The organism is Butyrivibrio sp. AE2032 (assembly GCF_000702965.1).
This window is the reverse complement of sequence record NZ_JNLF01000005.1, coordinates 1,451,676-1,466,850: the sequence shown is the minus strand read 5'-3', so window position 1 is coordinate 1,466,850 and position 15,175 is coordinate 1,451,676. Positions and strand designations below refer to the sequence as shown.

Sequence of the window (15,175 nt, the reverse complement as noted above, 5' to 3'; positions counted from 1 at the left end):
CAGACCTCCGCTCTAATGCTCGGATAACAACGATCAAAGGAGATGATTATTATGTTGATGTCCGGATTATTTGGAGAGGATTTGTTCGACGAGTTTTGGGGCTTACCTACACAGCGTGAACTTGCCAATATCGACAAGCACCTCTATGGAAAGAACGCAAGAAACCTCATGAAGACCGATGTCCACGAGACCGATACTGATTATGAGATGGATGTTGATCTTCCTGGCTTCAAGAAAGACCAGATCAACGTCAAGCTTGAAGACGGCTACATGACCATCAGCGCGACCAAGGATCACGACACCGAGAAGAAAGACCACCACGGCAAGATCATCCGTCAGGAAAGATATGCCGGCAGCATGCAGAGGAGCTTCTATGTCGGCGAAGGCGTTAAGTCCGAAGACGTGAAAGCAAAGTTCGAAGACGGCGTTCTTAAGCTTGCCATACCGAAGAAGGAACTCAAGGAATTGCCCGGCGGCAGCAACATTGCCATCGAGGGCTGATGCATTCAGCTGATGCACCTGTAGGAACAATTACATAAGCACCAGAGGAGTTGCTTTGAAAGTGACGCGATCACTTCGGGCGGCTCCTCTTTTTGTAAGCATAAAAACTAATCTCTCAGATAACTTTCCTGATCTCTTTTTCATCCGCGTCGAAATGCTTCTGCACCTGCTTGACGATCTTTTTGTAAGACTCTTCCGGCGCCTCTTTGTATCTGCCAGTCACGAACTTGTATCCCCACATGTATTCGGGCGGCGTCATTACCGCGACGGCCCAGCCGTATTCGACGCCCTTTTTGTTTTTGCGCGGGCGGAAATCTTTCGCGACGAGATACGACTGCATCTGAAGTTTTGTAAGCACGCCCTCGAAATTCTTTTCGCCGCCTTTGCCGAATCCGCCCTTGTCTTTCATCTCGTGTGTGAAGAGTTCGGAAGCGCATCCGAGCGCATCGAGCTGTGATACTTTAACGTCCCACATGTCGACTTCCAAAGGCACGAAAAGATCCATCAGAAGCTTCTCTCGGTAGCCTGCTTTTCCGTCTTCGTAGAGCGCGTCGAAATCGTATCCGTCGCGGCGGTGATTTGCAAAATACGGGAACCATTTTTTGGAGACGAAGCCTGCACGGTTTCCGTAGAATTTTCCGTAAGCGACTTTCCCGGTGCGTGCGAGCACAGCGCGCCATTCCCACGGATCGACATTTGCATCACCACACCACCAGCGTGAAGGGTCGGTCATGTTCTCGACTGAAAATCCGGGTATGCCGTTTTCAAACAGCGGCAGAAAACCTATCTTCTCGATCACGCCGAGAAGCTCGTCAGCACTGTGGATGCAGCCTTCGTCATCCCAGTCGATACCGCCCATATACCACTGTCCGTTTATCACTTCCATGGCATTTATAGTAACACTAGTCACCGGTTAATTGCACAAGGTAAACAAGTGCAAAAACAGATCAGGATTTCAGTTCTCCATACATAAGCAAAGGGGTCATCATCTTGCGATGACAACCCCTTTTGTGTTTGTCTTTTTTACTGTCTTATCAGAACAGATCTACAGACTTACCGTCAGTATCGAAGATCTTCTTCTCAGCAACAACAACATAAACGTCGCCGCCGAGCTTAGCAGCCTTCTTCTCGATAGCCTTGATGTCAACCTTCTTGCCGTCGATCTCGAAAATGATCTTGCCAAGCTTCTTAACAGGAGCCTTCTTTGCAGCAGCCTTCTTAGCAGGTGCTTTCTTTGCAGCGGGCTTCTTTGCAGCAGCTGCCTTCTTAGCAGGAGCCTTAGCAGCCTTAGCGGGAGCAGCCTTCTTTGCAGGAGCTTTCTTTGCAGCGGGCTTCTTTGCAGCAGCTGCCTTCTTAGCAGGAGCCTTTGCAGCCTTAGCGGGAGCGGCCTTCTTTGCAGGTGCAGCCTTCTTAGCAGCAGGTGCCTTCTTAGCGGCAGGTGCCTTCTTAGCAGCGGGAGCAGCCTTCTTTGCAGCGGGCTTCTTAGCTGCGGGTGCCTTCTTAGCAGCCGGTTTCTTAGCAGCTGTAGCCTTCTTTGCAGCAGGCTTCTTAGCAGCTGTCTTCTTGGGAGCTGCTGCTTTTGTAACGGCCTTAACTGCGTCGTTAACTGCTGCAGCTACATCGATCTTCTTCTCATCTGCCATAAATTATTCCTCCGTGAATTTTAGTTGTGCATTGAGAGTTTTCTAAGTTACATATTTCGATTGTACAAATCTTCTTTTTTTCAGTCAATAAAATAAAGCATAATAAATGATTTGTTTAAACAGAATTCACGTTATTTACAAAGCAGCGGAAAATAATGCGTTTGCGGGTTTATAATCTTCACAATGACATGCGTGTTTTTTGAGTATGTGCGACAAACTGGAAATAAACCGGATATTACCGGCGCAATTATCGATTCGATAGAACAGTCCGGGAAATTTTTTATACTGAATAATCCTGTTGAGATAAACGAAGCGTGGCTATTTACCAGCTTGTGACTGATATTTATAAATCTCCGAAATGAATAGAATCATATTGGCTCTTTAACGGCACTAGCCTTATGCCTCTACCTGATATAATTCAGGCTGCTTTTATCTTGATTATCTGTTCTCCTGTCTTGATGGGAATTGCTCTTGTGTCACCCAGCTTCATCATCTGATATGCCGCATTTATGTCTGCGTTAATGAAGATCCCGCTGTTGCTCTTAAATAATCCTCGTTCTATCCTTCGTGTCTTGTCATAGTAAGTTCTGGTTGGCTTTTCTCCGTCAAGATAACTCGTTCCGCTTGTGTAACTCTCGCGTACGGTTTTTACCTCTATGCCTTCAAGTCTTGCTTTGTACACGATCATGTCCGTAAGTGTCTTATACGGTATGGATACAAAGTTCTGGTTTGTTATGTTTCCCATGTGTACTTTCTGTTTCCATCCGTGATTGGATCCTACCACTATGAGTCCGACACCTGACGAGACGGCCAGGTTAACTATCTTCCTGCTGGCCTTGTGCATGTAGTCTTTTACCTTGCGGTTCCTTTTTGACGTAAGTTTATTCAGCCTTTTGGTCCTGTTCTTTCCGTTATATACTTTTGCCTCCTTCTGCATATGCGCTCTTGCCTTGTTGTAGTACTGGTTTATCGATTTCAGCGGTTTCCCGTTGATTATCACGGGCCTGTCTTCGGAATCCCACGCGGCTGCTATGAGATTGTTTACTCCCAGGTCTATTCCCATGACCTTTGTCCCTCTTGCAGTCTTTTCCTCTTTCTCATACATCAGACTGATAAGGACAGAATCCTTGAACGTCTTTATCCTTATCTGTCTGACTGAACTGTGTCTTGCACGGATGTGTATGCCACTGAGGAATTTAGGCATGGTTACATTACCATTCTCATCCACTTTGAAGTTCTGGCTGGTTATCACAAGAGAACCTCTTCCTGTCTTCGGATCCAGATATCCCGGCACATGTGGATGTTCTTTGAACTTCTTCGGATATTTCCCATATTCTGCTGTCGCCCTGTAGAACGACTTCCACTCTCTGCATTTCTCCTGTATGCATATCTGACTGCATGTCGCATATGGAACGTCCTTATATACTTCCGTTCCTTTCAGATACCAGCTGAGAAAATATGCATCGGCTATATATCCGTTATCGGAATCGATATAGCGTAATCTCTTATTCTCAGAGCGTGATGCGTTGTATTCCGTGATGCCGCTGTTTATCACTCTGATGAGTTCATCTTCCCACTCTTCAAGTGCTTTACCGTTCACGATCTTCTTATGTATGCGGTAACACTGCTTTATCAGGTAGTTGACGCTGTTGGAAAGGTTCTTCACTTTATAGCAGTAACCGTCTATCTCGTGAAGAAGCTTCTTATTGTTATGTCTTTTAATCCTGTGTTCTTCCGAGAGTATCATGTTACATGCCCCTTATCTCTATGTGACGAATGAAAGCGGCGGTCTTGCCGATATATCGCTGTTATGTACTGTCAGCCTTCTGCTCATTATCTGTACGAACATCAGGCTTATGTTTTCCGTCTTGCTTCTTTTGGTGTTTGCTATCAGGTTATTCCAGATGATGTAATGCTCCAGATGTTTGGTCGATACTCCGTGAAACCTGTCGATAAAGCTTTTTAATGAACTGTGGTATGCATTGATGCGTTGGATACCAAGTTTAACCGGTTTTGCGAACGCGATCCCTTCAACATCAACGGAACAGGGGACACACACCTTTTCTGATGACAGACCTTTCCTGTGTATGTCATTTCCTCTCTTATGTGCTTTCCTTGGCATTATGAACTGTCTGCTATTTTTATGGTTACCCTTGTAGGAAACGTTAAAGAATGTCTCATCGGCTTCAACTGTTCCGTCAAGACATACTCTGTCAGTTACTTCCTGCAGAGCATCCAGTATCTTATGCCGCCAGTAAAATGCTGTTGTTACCGATATGGAACATTCTTCAGCAGTTTCCTTAAGCGTCTTTTTATCCGACATACACTTCAGATACTGAGCCCAAACACGCAAATTCTTTCTAGTACCAGAAGTAACGGAGCAGGAACTCGGTATAAATGACTTCTTGCAATCACGGCAGAGGAAACGCTGAATACCGTCTTTACGCTTTCCGTTTTTAACAACATGAGAACCTTCACAATAGATGCATGTATTACCATCGGCAATACGTGTCTCGATAAGGAAGTCCTGGAGGTTATCCTCGTGTACATTTACAGTATTGGAAAGAGTCGTATAGAACACGATACGGTCAGTGAAGGACAATTTCTTATATGCAGCAAAGACTTCTTTCAACTCTGACATCGTACGGGCTCCCTTCAAAAACAAACAAACGTTCTATACATATAATAGAACCAGAACGAATGTTTGTCAACTGCGAAATTGAAAATAGCCAAGATGGTTACTGGGACACAGATGGTTCCGGTGCTTACAGGCAAGACGCTATAATCACCGTTAAGCGTGGCCAGATACTTATTATTGAAGAAGGCACTTTAAGTAAGTCTCAGGATGTAGTTAATTGAAAACCCATATGATATTCTAATGGGCACACTATAAAATCCTTTGCGTAGAAAACGCGAAAAAAGAATCATGAACATAGCAGTAGTCACATTCAGACTTCACGCACCATGGGTGCACAGTCTCAAAGAAAAAAGGATGATCGTCAAAAGTCTCATCGCAAAGCTGCAGAACAAATTTCACGTATCCGCGGCAGAGACAGACGAGCAGGATACTCATCAGATAATAGTCGTCAGTGCGGCCGCGATAGTTCCGCACAACGCGATGGCCGACAGTCTCATGGATGAGATCGCGGCATTCGTGGAAGCAAATTGCGAAGCCGTTATCCTGGATGAGATAAGAGAAGTCAGGTAATTCTTCCGGCAAAAAATATTCGCATTTAGCAGCGGGACGTTGAGGGTTTAAGATCGTCAACACCCGCCGTTACATTCACATGCGCATATTTTGGTACACGAGTTTTTCTATACTGAACCTGTGAGTTCAAAATCCCGGTCAAAACAGCGGCGCTAACCGGGGTTTTAGCCTGCTTTTTGAAGATCTTGAAGCAAACCCCGGTCAAAACCACGGCTATAGCCGGTGTTTTAGCCGTACTTTTCAGAACTTTGTTCCGGAACACCCCGGCTCTCAAAAATTTACGAAATACAAAAACGTCACATAAAGACAGATAAAGACAGATAAAGACATCCGCTTCAATATGCGGCCAAAATCACATCGCGAAAACGGGATATTGTCCCCATAACGGGAAACTGTCCCAAAAAGCGAACTTGACCGGATGTACAATCCGTGAAACAGAAGCAGAAAGAATCAGTATCTTCCGTGATGTGATGACATCAGAGGTGACATCGTGGGCAATTCGAAGAAAGACATTACAGGACAGTTATCGATAGCGGATCTTCTCGCCTCCAAAGACACAGGCGGGATAGGCAGGAATTTTTCTCCCGACCAGATACAGGAGCTGATCAATACGCTCAGCGCCGCCAAGCAGACTGCAAAGCAGCGCGAGCGTAATGAAAGGCTTAAGCGTGAGCGTGAAGAGCGCGCGAGGCTCAAGAGGGAACGCGAGCAAAAAGAAAAAGAAGAACGCGAGGCGCGCGAGCGGAAGGAAAGGGAAGAGCAGGAGCGCAAAGAGAAGCATATCGAGGAAGTAACATGCATGGATCTCCCGCTCGACTGGGAGAATGCATTCATAGGCGACGAGAGGACAAAGGGTGTTCATGTCGACAGCATCCCCGATGCGCTCATAATGAGTCTTACAACGCTCGGAAAGGTCGACATCGAATATATCTCGTCCATTACCGGTGTCGACTACAAGACGGTAATCTGCGCGCTTAAAGGCGCGATATATCAGAACCCGGAAACGTGGGGAGAATGTTTCTTCAAAGGATGGGAGACGGCAGAGGAATATCTGTCCGGAAATCTCATGCGCAAATGGAGGATCGCTTCCGAAGCAAACGAAGAATACAAAGGTTACTTTGCCGACAATCTTGTGGCAATAGAGAAGGTCCTGCCGCCGGCCGTGGCGACGAAGGACATATACATCACGCTCGGTTCCCCGTGGGTGCCGACGGATGTCATTGACGACTTCATCGAGCATCTCTTCGGTGAGCCGCGCCATTACCGCTATCTCACTGATGAGAAGAGGAACAGCTTAAGGACCTGTCACGATGAGATCACCGGCACATGGGAGATCCCCGACAAGAACAGATACTGGCACAGCGTCGCCGTGTCATCGACTTTCGGCACCAACCGCCTTGAGGCGCTCCAGATACTTGAGAACACTCTCAACATGAAGTCCGTGAAGGTCACGGACGAGATGAAGAGTCTGGTAAACAAATCCGGCGTCAGGAGAGTCATAAACAGGAAGGAAACGGTTGCCGCGCTCGAGAAGCAGAAGCAGCTGATAAAGGCATTCCAGGACTGGGTCTGGAAAGATCCGGCGCGCAAGGAGAGGCTCGAGGCGATATTCGAAAGCCGCTTCAGCTGCGTAAGGCGCAGGATGTTTGACGGGTCGTTTCTGACGTTCCCGACGATGTCGAAGGACGTGACGCTATTCCCTTATCAGAAGAACGCGGTGGCGAGGATAATCTTCACGCCGAATACGCTCCTGGCACACGACGTCGGTGCGGGAAAGACTTATGTCATGATCGCCGCCGGACAGGAATTGAGACGCATGGGCCTGTCGAAAAAGAATATGTACGTTGTTCCCAACAACATCGTCGGGCAGTGGAGGAGCATCTTCTATCTCATGTATCCGGATGCGAATCTCCTCTGTATCGAGCCGAGAATGTTCAAGCCGAACAAGCGCGAGGAGATACTTAAGAGAGTGCGGGATGAGGATTTCGACGGCATCATCATCGCGTACAGCTGTTTCGAGCAGATCCCTCTGTCGAAAAAATACTACCTGGATGACCTTAAACGCCAGCAGCGCGAAGTCGCAAAGACCGTGAGTACAAAAGGCAAGGCCACGTCCAAACTGACGAAGAAGGCGGAGAAACTTGCCGAAGCCATACGCGAGCTGAACAACGCATGGGAAGACATGTACGACACCGTTTATTTCGACGAGCTCGGCATCACGAGGCTCTTCGTCGATGAGGCTCACAACTTCAAGAACGTGCCGATCGAGACAAAGGCGACCAACGTTCTGGGCATCTCCGGCGCGAGCTCGAAAAAGTGCAAGGACATGCTCGACAAGGTCCACCTGGTTCAGCGCGAAAACGACGGCAAGGGCGTGGTCCTTGCCACGGGAACGCCCATTACGAATTCGATAACCGACGCTTTCGTAATGCAGATGTATCTGCAGAGCGGCGAGCTCGGACTTCTGGATCTTCAGAGTTTCGACAGCTGGATCGGCATGTTCGCCGAGCGCGTCACCGAATTCGAGATCGACGTCGATACGAGTTCGTACAGACTTGCCACCAGATTTTCAAAATTCCACAACCTCCCGGAGCTCACAGCGATGCTCTCGTCGATCGCGGATTTCCATTCCGTCGACGATCCTTCGGGCATTCCTGTGCACGAAGGATACAACGATGCGCTCATCGGAAAGACACCGGAATTCGCCGATTATCTCAAGCAGATCTCTGACAGGGCGGACCAGGTCAGAAGGGGCACTGTGAGCCGCAGGGATGACAACATGCTCAAGATCACGACAGACGGCAGGAAGGCTGCTCTGGACATGAGGCTCGTGGCACCCAGATCAGCATTCACGCATCAGTCAAAGGTCGCAAGGTGCGCCGAGAACATCGCCGACATCTACGTCAAGACATTTAACGACAGGAGCACGCAGCTTGTGTTCTGCGATACGTCGACGCCCGGTAAAGGCTTCAATATGTATAAGGAACTCAAGTCACGGCTGATGTTCTTCAACATACCCGAAGACCAGATCGCGTTCATCCACGATGCCGACACCGAAGCAAAGAGAAATGCTCTTTTCAGGAAGATGCGTGCGGGTGAGATAAGGGTCCTCATAGGTTCCACGTTCAAGCTCGGTCTGGGTGTCAACATACAGGACAAACTCATTGCACTGCATCACCTTGATGTGCCGTGGAGACCCGCCGACATGGTTCAGCGCGAAGGCCGCATACTGAGACAGGGCAACACGAATAAGAAGGTCTTCATCTTCCGCTACATAACGGAAGGAAGTTTCGATGCTTATTCCTGGCAGCTTTTGGAAACCAAGCAGAGGTTCATCTCGAGCCTGCTTTCGGGTTCCCTTACCGAGAGGAGCGGCGCCGATGTTGACGATACGGTACTTGACTATGCCGAAGTAAAAGCGCTCGCCGTAGGAAACCCGCTGGTCAAGGAACGCGTCGAGGCGGCCAACGAACTGATGCGTTTCATGGTGCTCCAGCATAAGCTCACCGAGTCGCGCATGCAGATGGAAAAGGAACTTTTGGAGCTCCCCGCAAAGATGGACCGCCAGAAGGAACTGATCGATTTGTGCGGTAAAGATGCAGAATACGCTGCGGAATGGAGGGAAGCCCATCCGGCCGTCACCGAGAACAAGCTCAAGAAGGAAGAGGCGGAAAAGCGTAAGGCTCTGAGGGAAGAGATCAGCAACGCCGTAAGAAATAACATCCTTCAGACTTCGGAAAATCCCGTTACGGTCTACCGCGGATTCGCGATCGTCCTGCCGACTAACATGACCGCAGCCAGGCCTTATGTCTGGCTCGTCAGGAGAGGCAGGTATTCCGTTGAATTGGGCGATGCCGACATCGGCAATCTCATAAGGATAGACAATGCCCTTGATACCCTCTCAGACCGCCTGGAGACGCTTAAGAAAGGCCTGGCGGATCTGGAGAAGAGGGAGGAGGACATCCGTGCCGAGCTCGCGAAAGAGGACGGCTTCACGGACGAGATCGAGTTCTACAGGAAGAAGGTCAACGACCTTGATGCGCAGTTGGGAGTGAAGAAAAATGGGTGACGTGAAGTTAACTAACGTACCGTCCATGACGGTCGGAAAACTTATAGATGTGCTGGGCGATTCATACTGCTCGGTCTTAGGCAACGGGCTGCCCGTAAGGACGATGCCTTCGGTGATGCTCTGGGGTCCTCCGGGCGTCGGTAAATCACAGGCCGTCCGCCAGATCGCTTCGAAGATCGAAAACAAGACGGGAAGAAAAGTAAACGTTACCGACGTCAGGCTCCTTCTTTTTAACCCGATAGATCTGCGCGGCATTCCGACAGCCAACGCTGAGAAAACGCTTGCAGTTTGGCTCAGGCCACAGATATTCCAGATGGACGATTCTTCTGATGTGGTGAACATCCTCTTTCTCGACGAGATATCCGCAGCGCCGCAGTCGGTGCAGGCAGCGGCATACCAGATAACGCTGGACAGGACGGTCGGCGAGCACCGCCTTCCCGACAACTGCATCGTAATAGCTGCGGGCAACAGAACGACCGACAAGTCCGTCGCATACAAGATGCCGAAGGCATTAGCAAACCGTCTTCTGCACATAGATGTAGAGGGCAGTTTTGAATCCTGGAAGGAATGGGCGGTAAGGACGGGGATCAATCCGAAGGTGACCGGTTTCCTGTCGTTTAAGAGAAATTACCTCATGGGTTTTGACGCGGGATCCGACGACCTTGCTTTCGCCACGCCGCGTTCGTGGGAGATGGTGAGCAACCTGCTTAACGGCATAGACAGCGACATAAACAAAATGTATCCGCTGATAGCGGGCTTGGTCGGAACGGGTGTCGCAGTCGAATTCAGAACGTGGGACAAGGTCTATAAGGACCTTCCCGGCATCGAAGACATCTTCAAAGGTAAGATGCCCCAAGTGCCTAAGAGTACTGACGCACTTTATGCGCTGACGTCTTCCATGACTGCATACGCAAGGGAGCATAAGGAAGACCTTACAGCCATAGGGAACTCCATAAGATATTCGGAGGCCATGCCGCCGGATTTCGGCATCGTCCTGCTCAAGGATTACATGTACATAGCGCCTGACTACAGGGAGAAGCTGATGCTCGTTCCCGAATTCGTCAAGTGGATGCAGACCAAAGGAAAGTTCTTGAATGGATCTGTCAGATGAGAAAAAGCGCGGATACGTAAAGCGCATACTGCTGTCCAGGATGAGGATACTGTGCAACAATGGCTTTTACGGGCTGTTGCTGATGCACATGGATTTCGCGCTGGATGCGGAATGTAAGACCGCCGCAACGGACGGAAGAAAGATATATTTCGGTCCGTCTTTTCTCGATGACTTAAGCGATGAGGAACTCGATTTCATTATGATGCACGAAGTGATGCACTGCGCCCTGCAGCACTGCCTGCGCACGGGCGACCGTGATCACGAAGCATTCAACATCGCATGCGACATCGTGGTCAACTCTAACATCCTCCGTTCGAACAACGGCAATCTCGGATCGATCACGCTTAAAAAGTACGGCGAGTCGATGCACCTGACGCCGGCAGGTGATGAAGGATGGAACCACACCGCTGAAGAAGTGTATGCCATGCTGCCTTCAGGCGGAGGCAGAAAAGGCTTGAGCGGTTCAGGCGTGGGCGGGAAGTCAGGCTCACCAGGTTCCGGAAATAAAGGTGGTCAGGGCAACGGAAAAGGCGGACCTGGCAGAGGCGGCAAGAGGTCAACGGGCACCGGAACAGGAAGCGGAATTGGCACCGGTTACGGCAGCGGAAACTGGGACGATCACGGACGCTGGAAAACTGCAGAAGAGAGCGGTGATGAGACACTCAGGGATGAGTGGTCAAAGCGTCTGATCGACGCAGCCGAAGCGATCTCCATAAGAGATCCGTCGAAGACGCGCGGCATGCTTCCGCTCTGTGCAGAACGCCTTCTGAAAGAGCTCAAAAAGCCCCAGACAGACTGGCGCACGATACTGAACGATTTCATCCAGGAGGAGATAACCGACTATTCGTTTACGCCTCCCGACAGACGTTTCGATGACAGTCCGTTCTTCCTTCCCGATTACAACGAAAAGGACGATCTAGTCAAAGACATACTGTTCATGATCGATACTTCGGGAAGCATGTCGGATAACGCGATCACCGCCGCTTATTCTGAGATAAAAGGTGCGATCGACCAGTTCAACGGCAAGCTGAAAGGCTGGCTCGGATTTTTCGATGCGAAGGTGGTCGAGCCCAAACCCTTCGAGAGCGAAGAAGAGTTCAGGGTGATAAGGCCCAAAGGCGGCGGAGGTACCAGGTTCGACATAATATTCAGCTATGTTGCGGAGCACATGGAAACGTTGCCCGCGAGCATAATAATAATGACTGACGGATATGCCCCTTTCCCGAAAGAAAAGGCGTCTATGGGGATCCCCGTTCTGTGGCTCCTTGTGACAGATGATGTCGAACCGCCGTGGGGAAAGGTTACGAGGATAAAGGTGGACTGATGGCTTAAGTGATGTTTGATCGGGAACGGAGTTAAGTTTTCACGGCTTCCGGCGAATTAATCCAACACTTTCTTCGCGATATACTCTTTGATGTACGGCAGAGCAAATTCAACTCTGCCATATGAACCATTTGATGAAAAAACTCCACACTTCTCGAGTGTATCACTGTATGTTGAGAACTCATTCGAGCTCATGTCGAGTTTTTCCCGTATGGACTTTACAGTTGCATTTGAAGGCGCCTTGGAAGCAAACCATGCAACACGTTGTTCGTTAGCTGATAATTCCTCCCATATCTTGTCGTAAGAACACTCGCCGAGAGTAAGTCTGTATTCGGTTAAGATTTCGTTTGTTACTTTTGCTTTTCCACTCTCAAAGACTATAAATCCTAAGATTTGAAATGCATAGGAATATCCTTTGGTGTGATTAGCCATTTGTGTTGCATCTTTGTCGCTCAGATTGAAGACTTCCATATATTTCTGTGATATTCGTTCACTATTTAATGGGCCGAGCATGACTTTTGGTGCTCTCTTCAAGAATGTCTGTGACCTGTTGTTCTGCAATGCCCTTATATTCTTGTAAAGACCTGTCATGAGCAGAAAAACAGGGTATTTTTCGCGAATGCAGTGTTGAAAAAAGGAAGTGAATTCACGGACATTTTTTGAGTTAAATACTTCATCTATGGTTATCAGGAGTTTTAGTCCTTTATCTCGCAACTGTTCCAACATATTATCCAGATCTGTATAAACGCTTGAATACTTATCATCGATCTCAGAAGATGTTCCGATAGATGCGATTTTCAGATCTATATTCAGATCGATCTTTAATTTGCTGAAGCGCTTTTTGCTTTTTTGGTACAAGCCTGAAGCAAGGACATTCAACATGTCGCTTTCCGGAGAGATATCTATATGTATCCATTTATCACTTTTTGTCAGTTCTTCGGTTACTGCGCTCATAAGAACAGTCTTTCCGTTTCCTCTTGCCCCCATGATCATGAAGATATGCGTCGTCGGAGAAGTTGCCGAAAACGTATTGATTATCCTGTTCATCTCATCATAACGCGGTATGAAGAGGTTTGGTGTGCCACCGAAATCTAGGCTGAAAGGATTTTCAGACATAAGTTCCCTCCCAAAATATATTACACATTTCAAACTGTCTTATAACTTATTACACTTTCAAAATCATCTTATAACTTATTACATGTTTGGAATTATCTTATAACTTATTACACTTTGTTTCAAGTTTTTCACTGCGTTTTTTAAAATGAAATATGAATTATTTAAGTTGGAGGGAGTGGTGTATCTTAGCATTTTGACTGATGGCTCATTTTTATCCCATGCCCAGTCTCATAATGACCTTAACAGAATTGCCGGTGTGGTAAGATTAAGCAAAATATCACACGTATCATTTTGCGGAAGGTGAGTGAATGCGATGTCTGAAAATGTTGAAAACACAAATGGATCTGCACAGGAGCAGTACAAGACTTTAAACGACAACGACGTTCTTGATGTCACCGTAAAGATGATGGACAGATTTGATGAAGCATTCAAGGAGCTCGCGAAATGATCACTCTCACAAAAGAACAGGTGCTGCTCCTGCATAAAAGCATCTACGAGCGTTACGGCGGTTCATACGGAGTCCGCGAAGACGGCCTTTTGGATTCTGCTCTTGAAGCGCCTTTCCAGACCTTTGGAGGAGAAGATCTTTATCCGGCCGATCTGGAAAAGATCGTCCGTTTTGCTTACGGTCTTATCGGCAATCATCCTTTTCACGACGGAAACAAGCGTATCGGGGCACTTGCTCTTTTAACACTTTTGGAACTGAACGGTTATTCCATAAATGCAACAAACAAAGAGTTTTCAGATATCATCTATGACGTTGCGTCCGGAAGCGAAGGCAAAGACTATGAAGATCTTCTTGCCTGGGTGAGAGAACATACAGGTCAGAATTAATATCGTGAAATAATCAGGTGTTGCATTTTCAAAATCACACGCGTATAATCACCGCTAACATCAAACGGGAGGAGGTCCTGGCAATGCGAAGAACAACTGAATCAAACAACTTACCGATCAACAGCGGGCGTGCAGGATCTGCTGCTGTAGCTTAATTTTCTGATTAATCTATTCCATGCGTGATCCATAACCATGCACCTCATTGAGGTCTGTTTTGCATGCCCTTTTTTCAAAAAAGAAAGGAAACAATTATGGACACTATTATCGGAAACTACGCTGAGGCGGCAGTCTATGCTTCAGGCATGGATGACTACGCCAAAGCACAGATCAAAATGATCTGCGACAACGACATATCACTCGGTTCAAAAGTAAGGATAATGCCGGACTGTCATCCGGGAAAGGTGGGCCCCATCGGCCTCACCATGACCGTCACCAATAAGGTCATCCCGCAGCTCATGGGTATCGACATAGGATGCGGAATGCTGGTCGCGAAGATCAATGTGAGGAACATCGATTTTCGAAAACTCGACAAGGTGATAAGAGAGAATGTTCCTGCGGGATTCGGTGTGCGCAAAGCGCCTCACAACAGGGCTGACATCAGCGCGATATCCGGCCTTAGATGTTTTCGCGCGGTCAATGCGGACAAGGCTTTGAAGAGCTTAGGAACATTGGGCGGCGGGAATCATTTCATCGAAGTCGACAAAGGTGAGGACGGGTATTACATCATCATCCACACAGGCAGCCGTCACTTAGGCGTCGATGTTGCCGACTACTACACAGAGCATGCCAGAAGAAGACTTGTCAACATGGGAAGGGATGTTCCGTATGAGACAGCTTATGTGGAAGGACCGCTTATGGACGACTATCTTTACGATGTAAAGATAACGACCGCATACGCGTCTCTTAACAGGGAGATAATCCTTCACGAGATCCTCAAGGGAATGAAGTGGAAAGACGAAGTGCGTTATGAATCGATCCATAACTACATCGCTACGCTTCCCGACGGCACTGACATTCTTCGAAAAGGAGCCGCATCGGCACTTGCAGGCGAACCCGTGATAATCCCTATAAACATGCGTGACGGAGTGATACTCGGAACGGGTAAAGGAAATCCTGACTGGAATTATTCCGCACCGCACGGATCGGGCCGCAAGATCAAGAGAACGGAAGTACAAAACAGTTATACCGTATCTGCTTTCAAGAAAGACATGCAGGGCATCTACAGCACTTCGATCAGTGCGGAAACACTGGATGAAGCACCCGTGGCATACCGCGGGATAGACGAGATCATGTCGGTCATAGAGGATACGGTCGAAGTAAAGGAAGTTGTAAAGCCCGTATACAACTTCAAGGCAGGAAAAGAGAGGTAA

General features: G+C 48.1%; 13 protein-coding genes. 8 read left to right on the top strand and 5 right to left on the bottom strand.

Annotation, left to right across the window (positions count from 1 at the left end; translation table 11 throughout):
- Positions 1–51 precede the first annotated feature (51 nt).
- Positions 52–501 (top strand): Hsp20/alpha crystallin family protein, encoded by a 450-nt coding sequence (locus tag BO18_RS24135; RefSeq protein ID WP_034450233.1) that lies wholly within the window; start codon positions 52–54, stop codon positions 499–501.
- 115 nt (positions 502–616) lie between these two features.
- On the opposite strand, the gene BO18_RS24130 is transcribed toward BO18_RS24135, so the two are convergent.
- The 4 genes from BO18_RS24130 to BO18_RS24115 form a co-directional block, all read right to left on the bottom strand.
- Positions 617–1,411 (bottom strand): AlkZ-related protein, encoded by a 795-nt coding sequence (locus BO18_RS24130; RefSeq protein ID WP_330379628.1) that lies wholly within the window; start codon positions 1,409–1,411, stop codon positions 617–619.
- Positions 1,412–1,535: 124 nt separating this feature from the next.
- The gene (locus BO18_RS24125) at positions 1,536–2,144 is read right to left on the bottom strand and encodes a hypothetical protein (RefSeq protein ID WP_185752567.1); all 609 of its coding nucleotides are present in this window, start codon (positions 2,142–2,144) and stop codon (positions 1,536–1,538) included.
- 418 nt (positions 2,145–2,562) lie between these two features.
- Positions 2,563–3,891, bottom strand: a complete 1,329-nt coding sequence (locus BO18_RS24120) for an RNA-guided endonuclease InsQ/TnpB family protein (RefSeq protein WP_051689117.1) — start codon at positions 3,889–3,891, stop codon at positions 2,563–2,565.
- Positions 3,892–3,909: 18 nt separating this feature from the next.
- Positions 3,910–4,785 carry an IS1595 family transposase gene (locus tag BO18_RS24115; RefSeq protein WP_051689116.1) on the bottom strand — a complete coding sequence of 292 codons (876 nt, stop codon included), beginning with the start codon at positions 4,783–4,785 and terminating at the stop codon, positions 3,910–3,912.
- A 285-nt stretch (positions 4,786–5,070) separates the two neighbouring features.
- On the opposite strand from BO18_RS24115, the gene BO18_RS24110 reads away from it, so the two are divergent.
- From BO18_RS24110 to BO18_RS24095, 4 genes are all read left to right on the top strand, one after another.
- Positions 5,071–5,352 (top strand): DUF503 domain-containing protein, encoded by a 282-nt coding sequence (locus BO18_RS24110; RefSeq protein WP_034450231.1) that lies wholly within the window; start codon positions 5,071–5,073, stop codon positions 5,350–5,352.
- Positions 5,353–5,842: 490 nt separating this feature from the next.
- Positions 5,843–9,421, top strand: coding sequence for a helicase-related protein (locus tag BO18_RS24105; RefSeq protein WP_081861234.1), 3,579 nt, complete (start codon positions 5,843–5,845; stop codon positions 9,419–9,421).
- Positions 9,414–10,532: an ATP-binding protein gene (locus BO18_RS24100; RefSeq protein ID WP_051689115.1), complete on the top strand. Its 1,119-nt coding sequence runs from the start codon at positions 9,414–9,416 to the stop codon at positions 10,530–10,532. The genes BO18_RS24105 and BO18_RS24100 overlap by 8 nt, the downstream gene beginning before the upstream one ends.
- Positions 10,516–11,856, top strand: a complete 1,341-nt coding sequence (locus BO18_RS24095) for a vWA domain-containing protein (protein WP_034450230.1) — start codon at positions 10,516–10,518, stop codon at positions 11,854–11,856. Before BO18_RS24100 ends, BO18_RS24095 begins: the two co-directional genes overlap by 17 nt.
- Positions 11,857–11,912: 56 nt before the next feature.
- On the opposite strand, the gene BO18_RS24090 is transcribed toward BO18_RS24095, so the two are convergent.
- A complete protein-coding gene (locus tag BO18_RS24090; RefSeq protein WP_034450229.1) occupies positions 11,913–12,971 on the bottom strand; it encodes an ATP-binding protein in 1,059 nt (352 codons plus the stop codon).
- 313 nt (positions 12,972–13,284) lie between these two features.
- Between BO18_RS24090 and BO18_RS36045 the strand changes: the two genes are divergently transcribed.
- The 3 genes from BO18_RS36045 to BO18_RS24080 all read left to right on the top strand — a co-directional run bounded on the left by BO18_RS36045 (position 13,285) and on the right by BO18_RS24080 (position 15,175).
- Positions 13,285–13,419 carry a hypothetical protein gene (locus tag BO18_RS36045; RefSeq protein ID WP_255350988.1) on the top strand — a complete coding sequence of 45 codons (135 nt, stop codon included), beginning with the start codon at positions 13,285–13,287 and terminating at the stop codon, positions 13,417–13,419.
- Positions 13,416–13,805: a type II toxin-antitoxin system death-on-curing family toxin gene (locus BO18_RS24085; protein WP_034450228.1), complete on the top strand. Its 390-nt coding sequence runs from the start codon at positions 13,416–13,418 to the stop codon at positions 13,803–13,805. The genes BO18_RS36045 and BO18_RS24085 overlap by 4 nt, the downstream gene beginning before the upstream one ends.
- A gap of 251 nt (positions 13,806–14,056) precedes the next feature.
- Positions 14,057–15,175 (top strand): RNA-splicing ligase RtcB, encoded by a 1,119-nt coding sequence (locus tag BO18_RS24080; RefSeq protein ID WP_051689114.1) that lies wholly within the window; start codon positions 14,057–14,059, stop codon positions 15,173–15,175.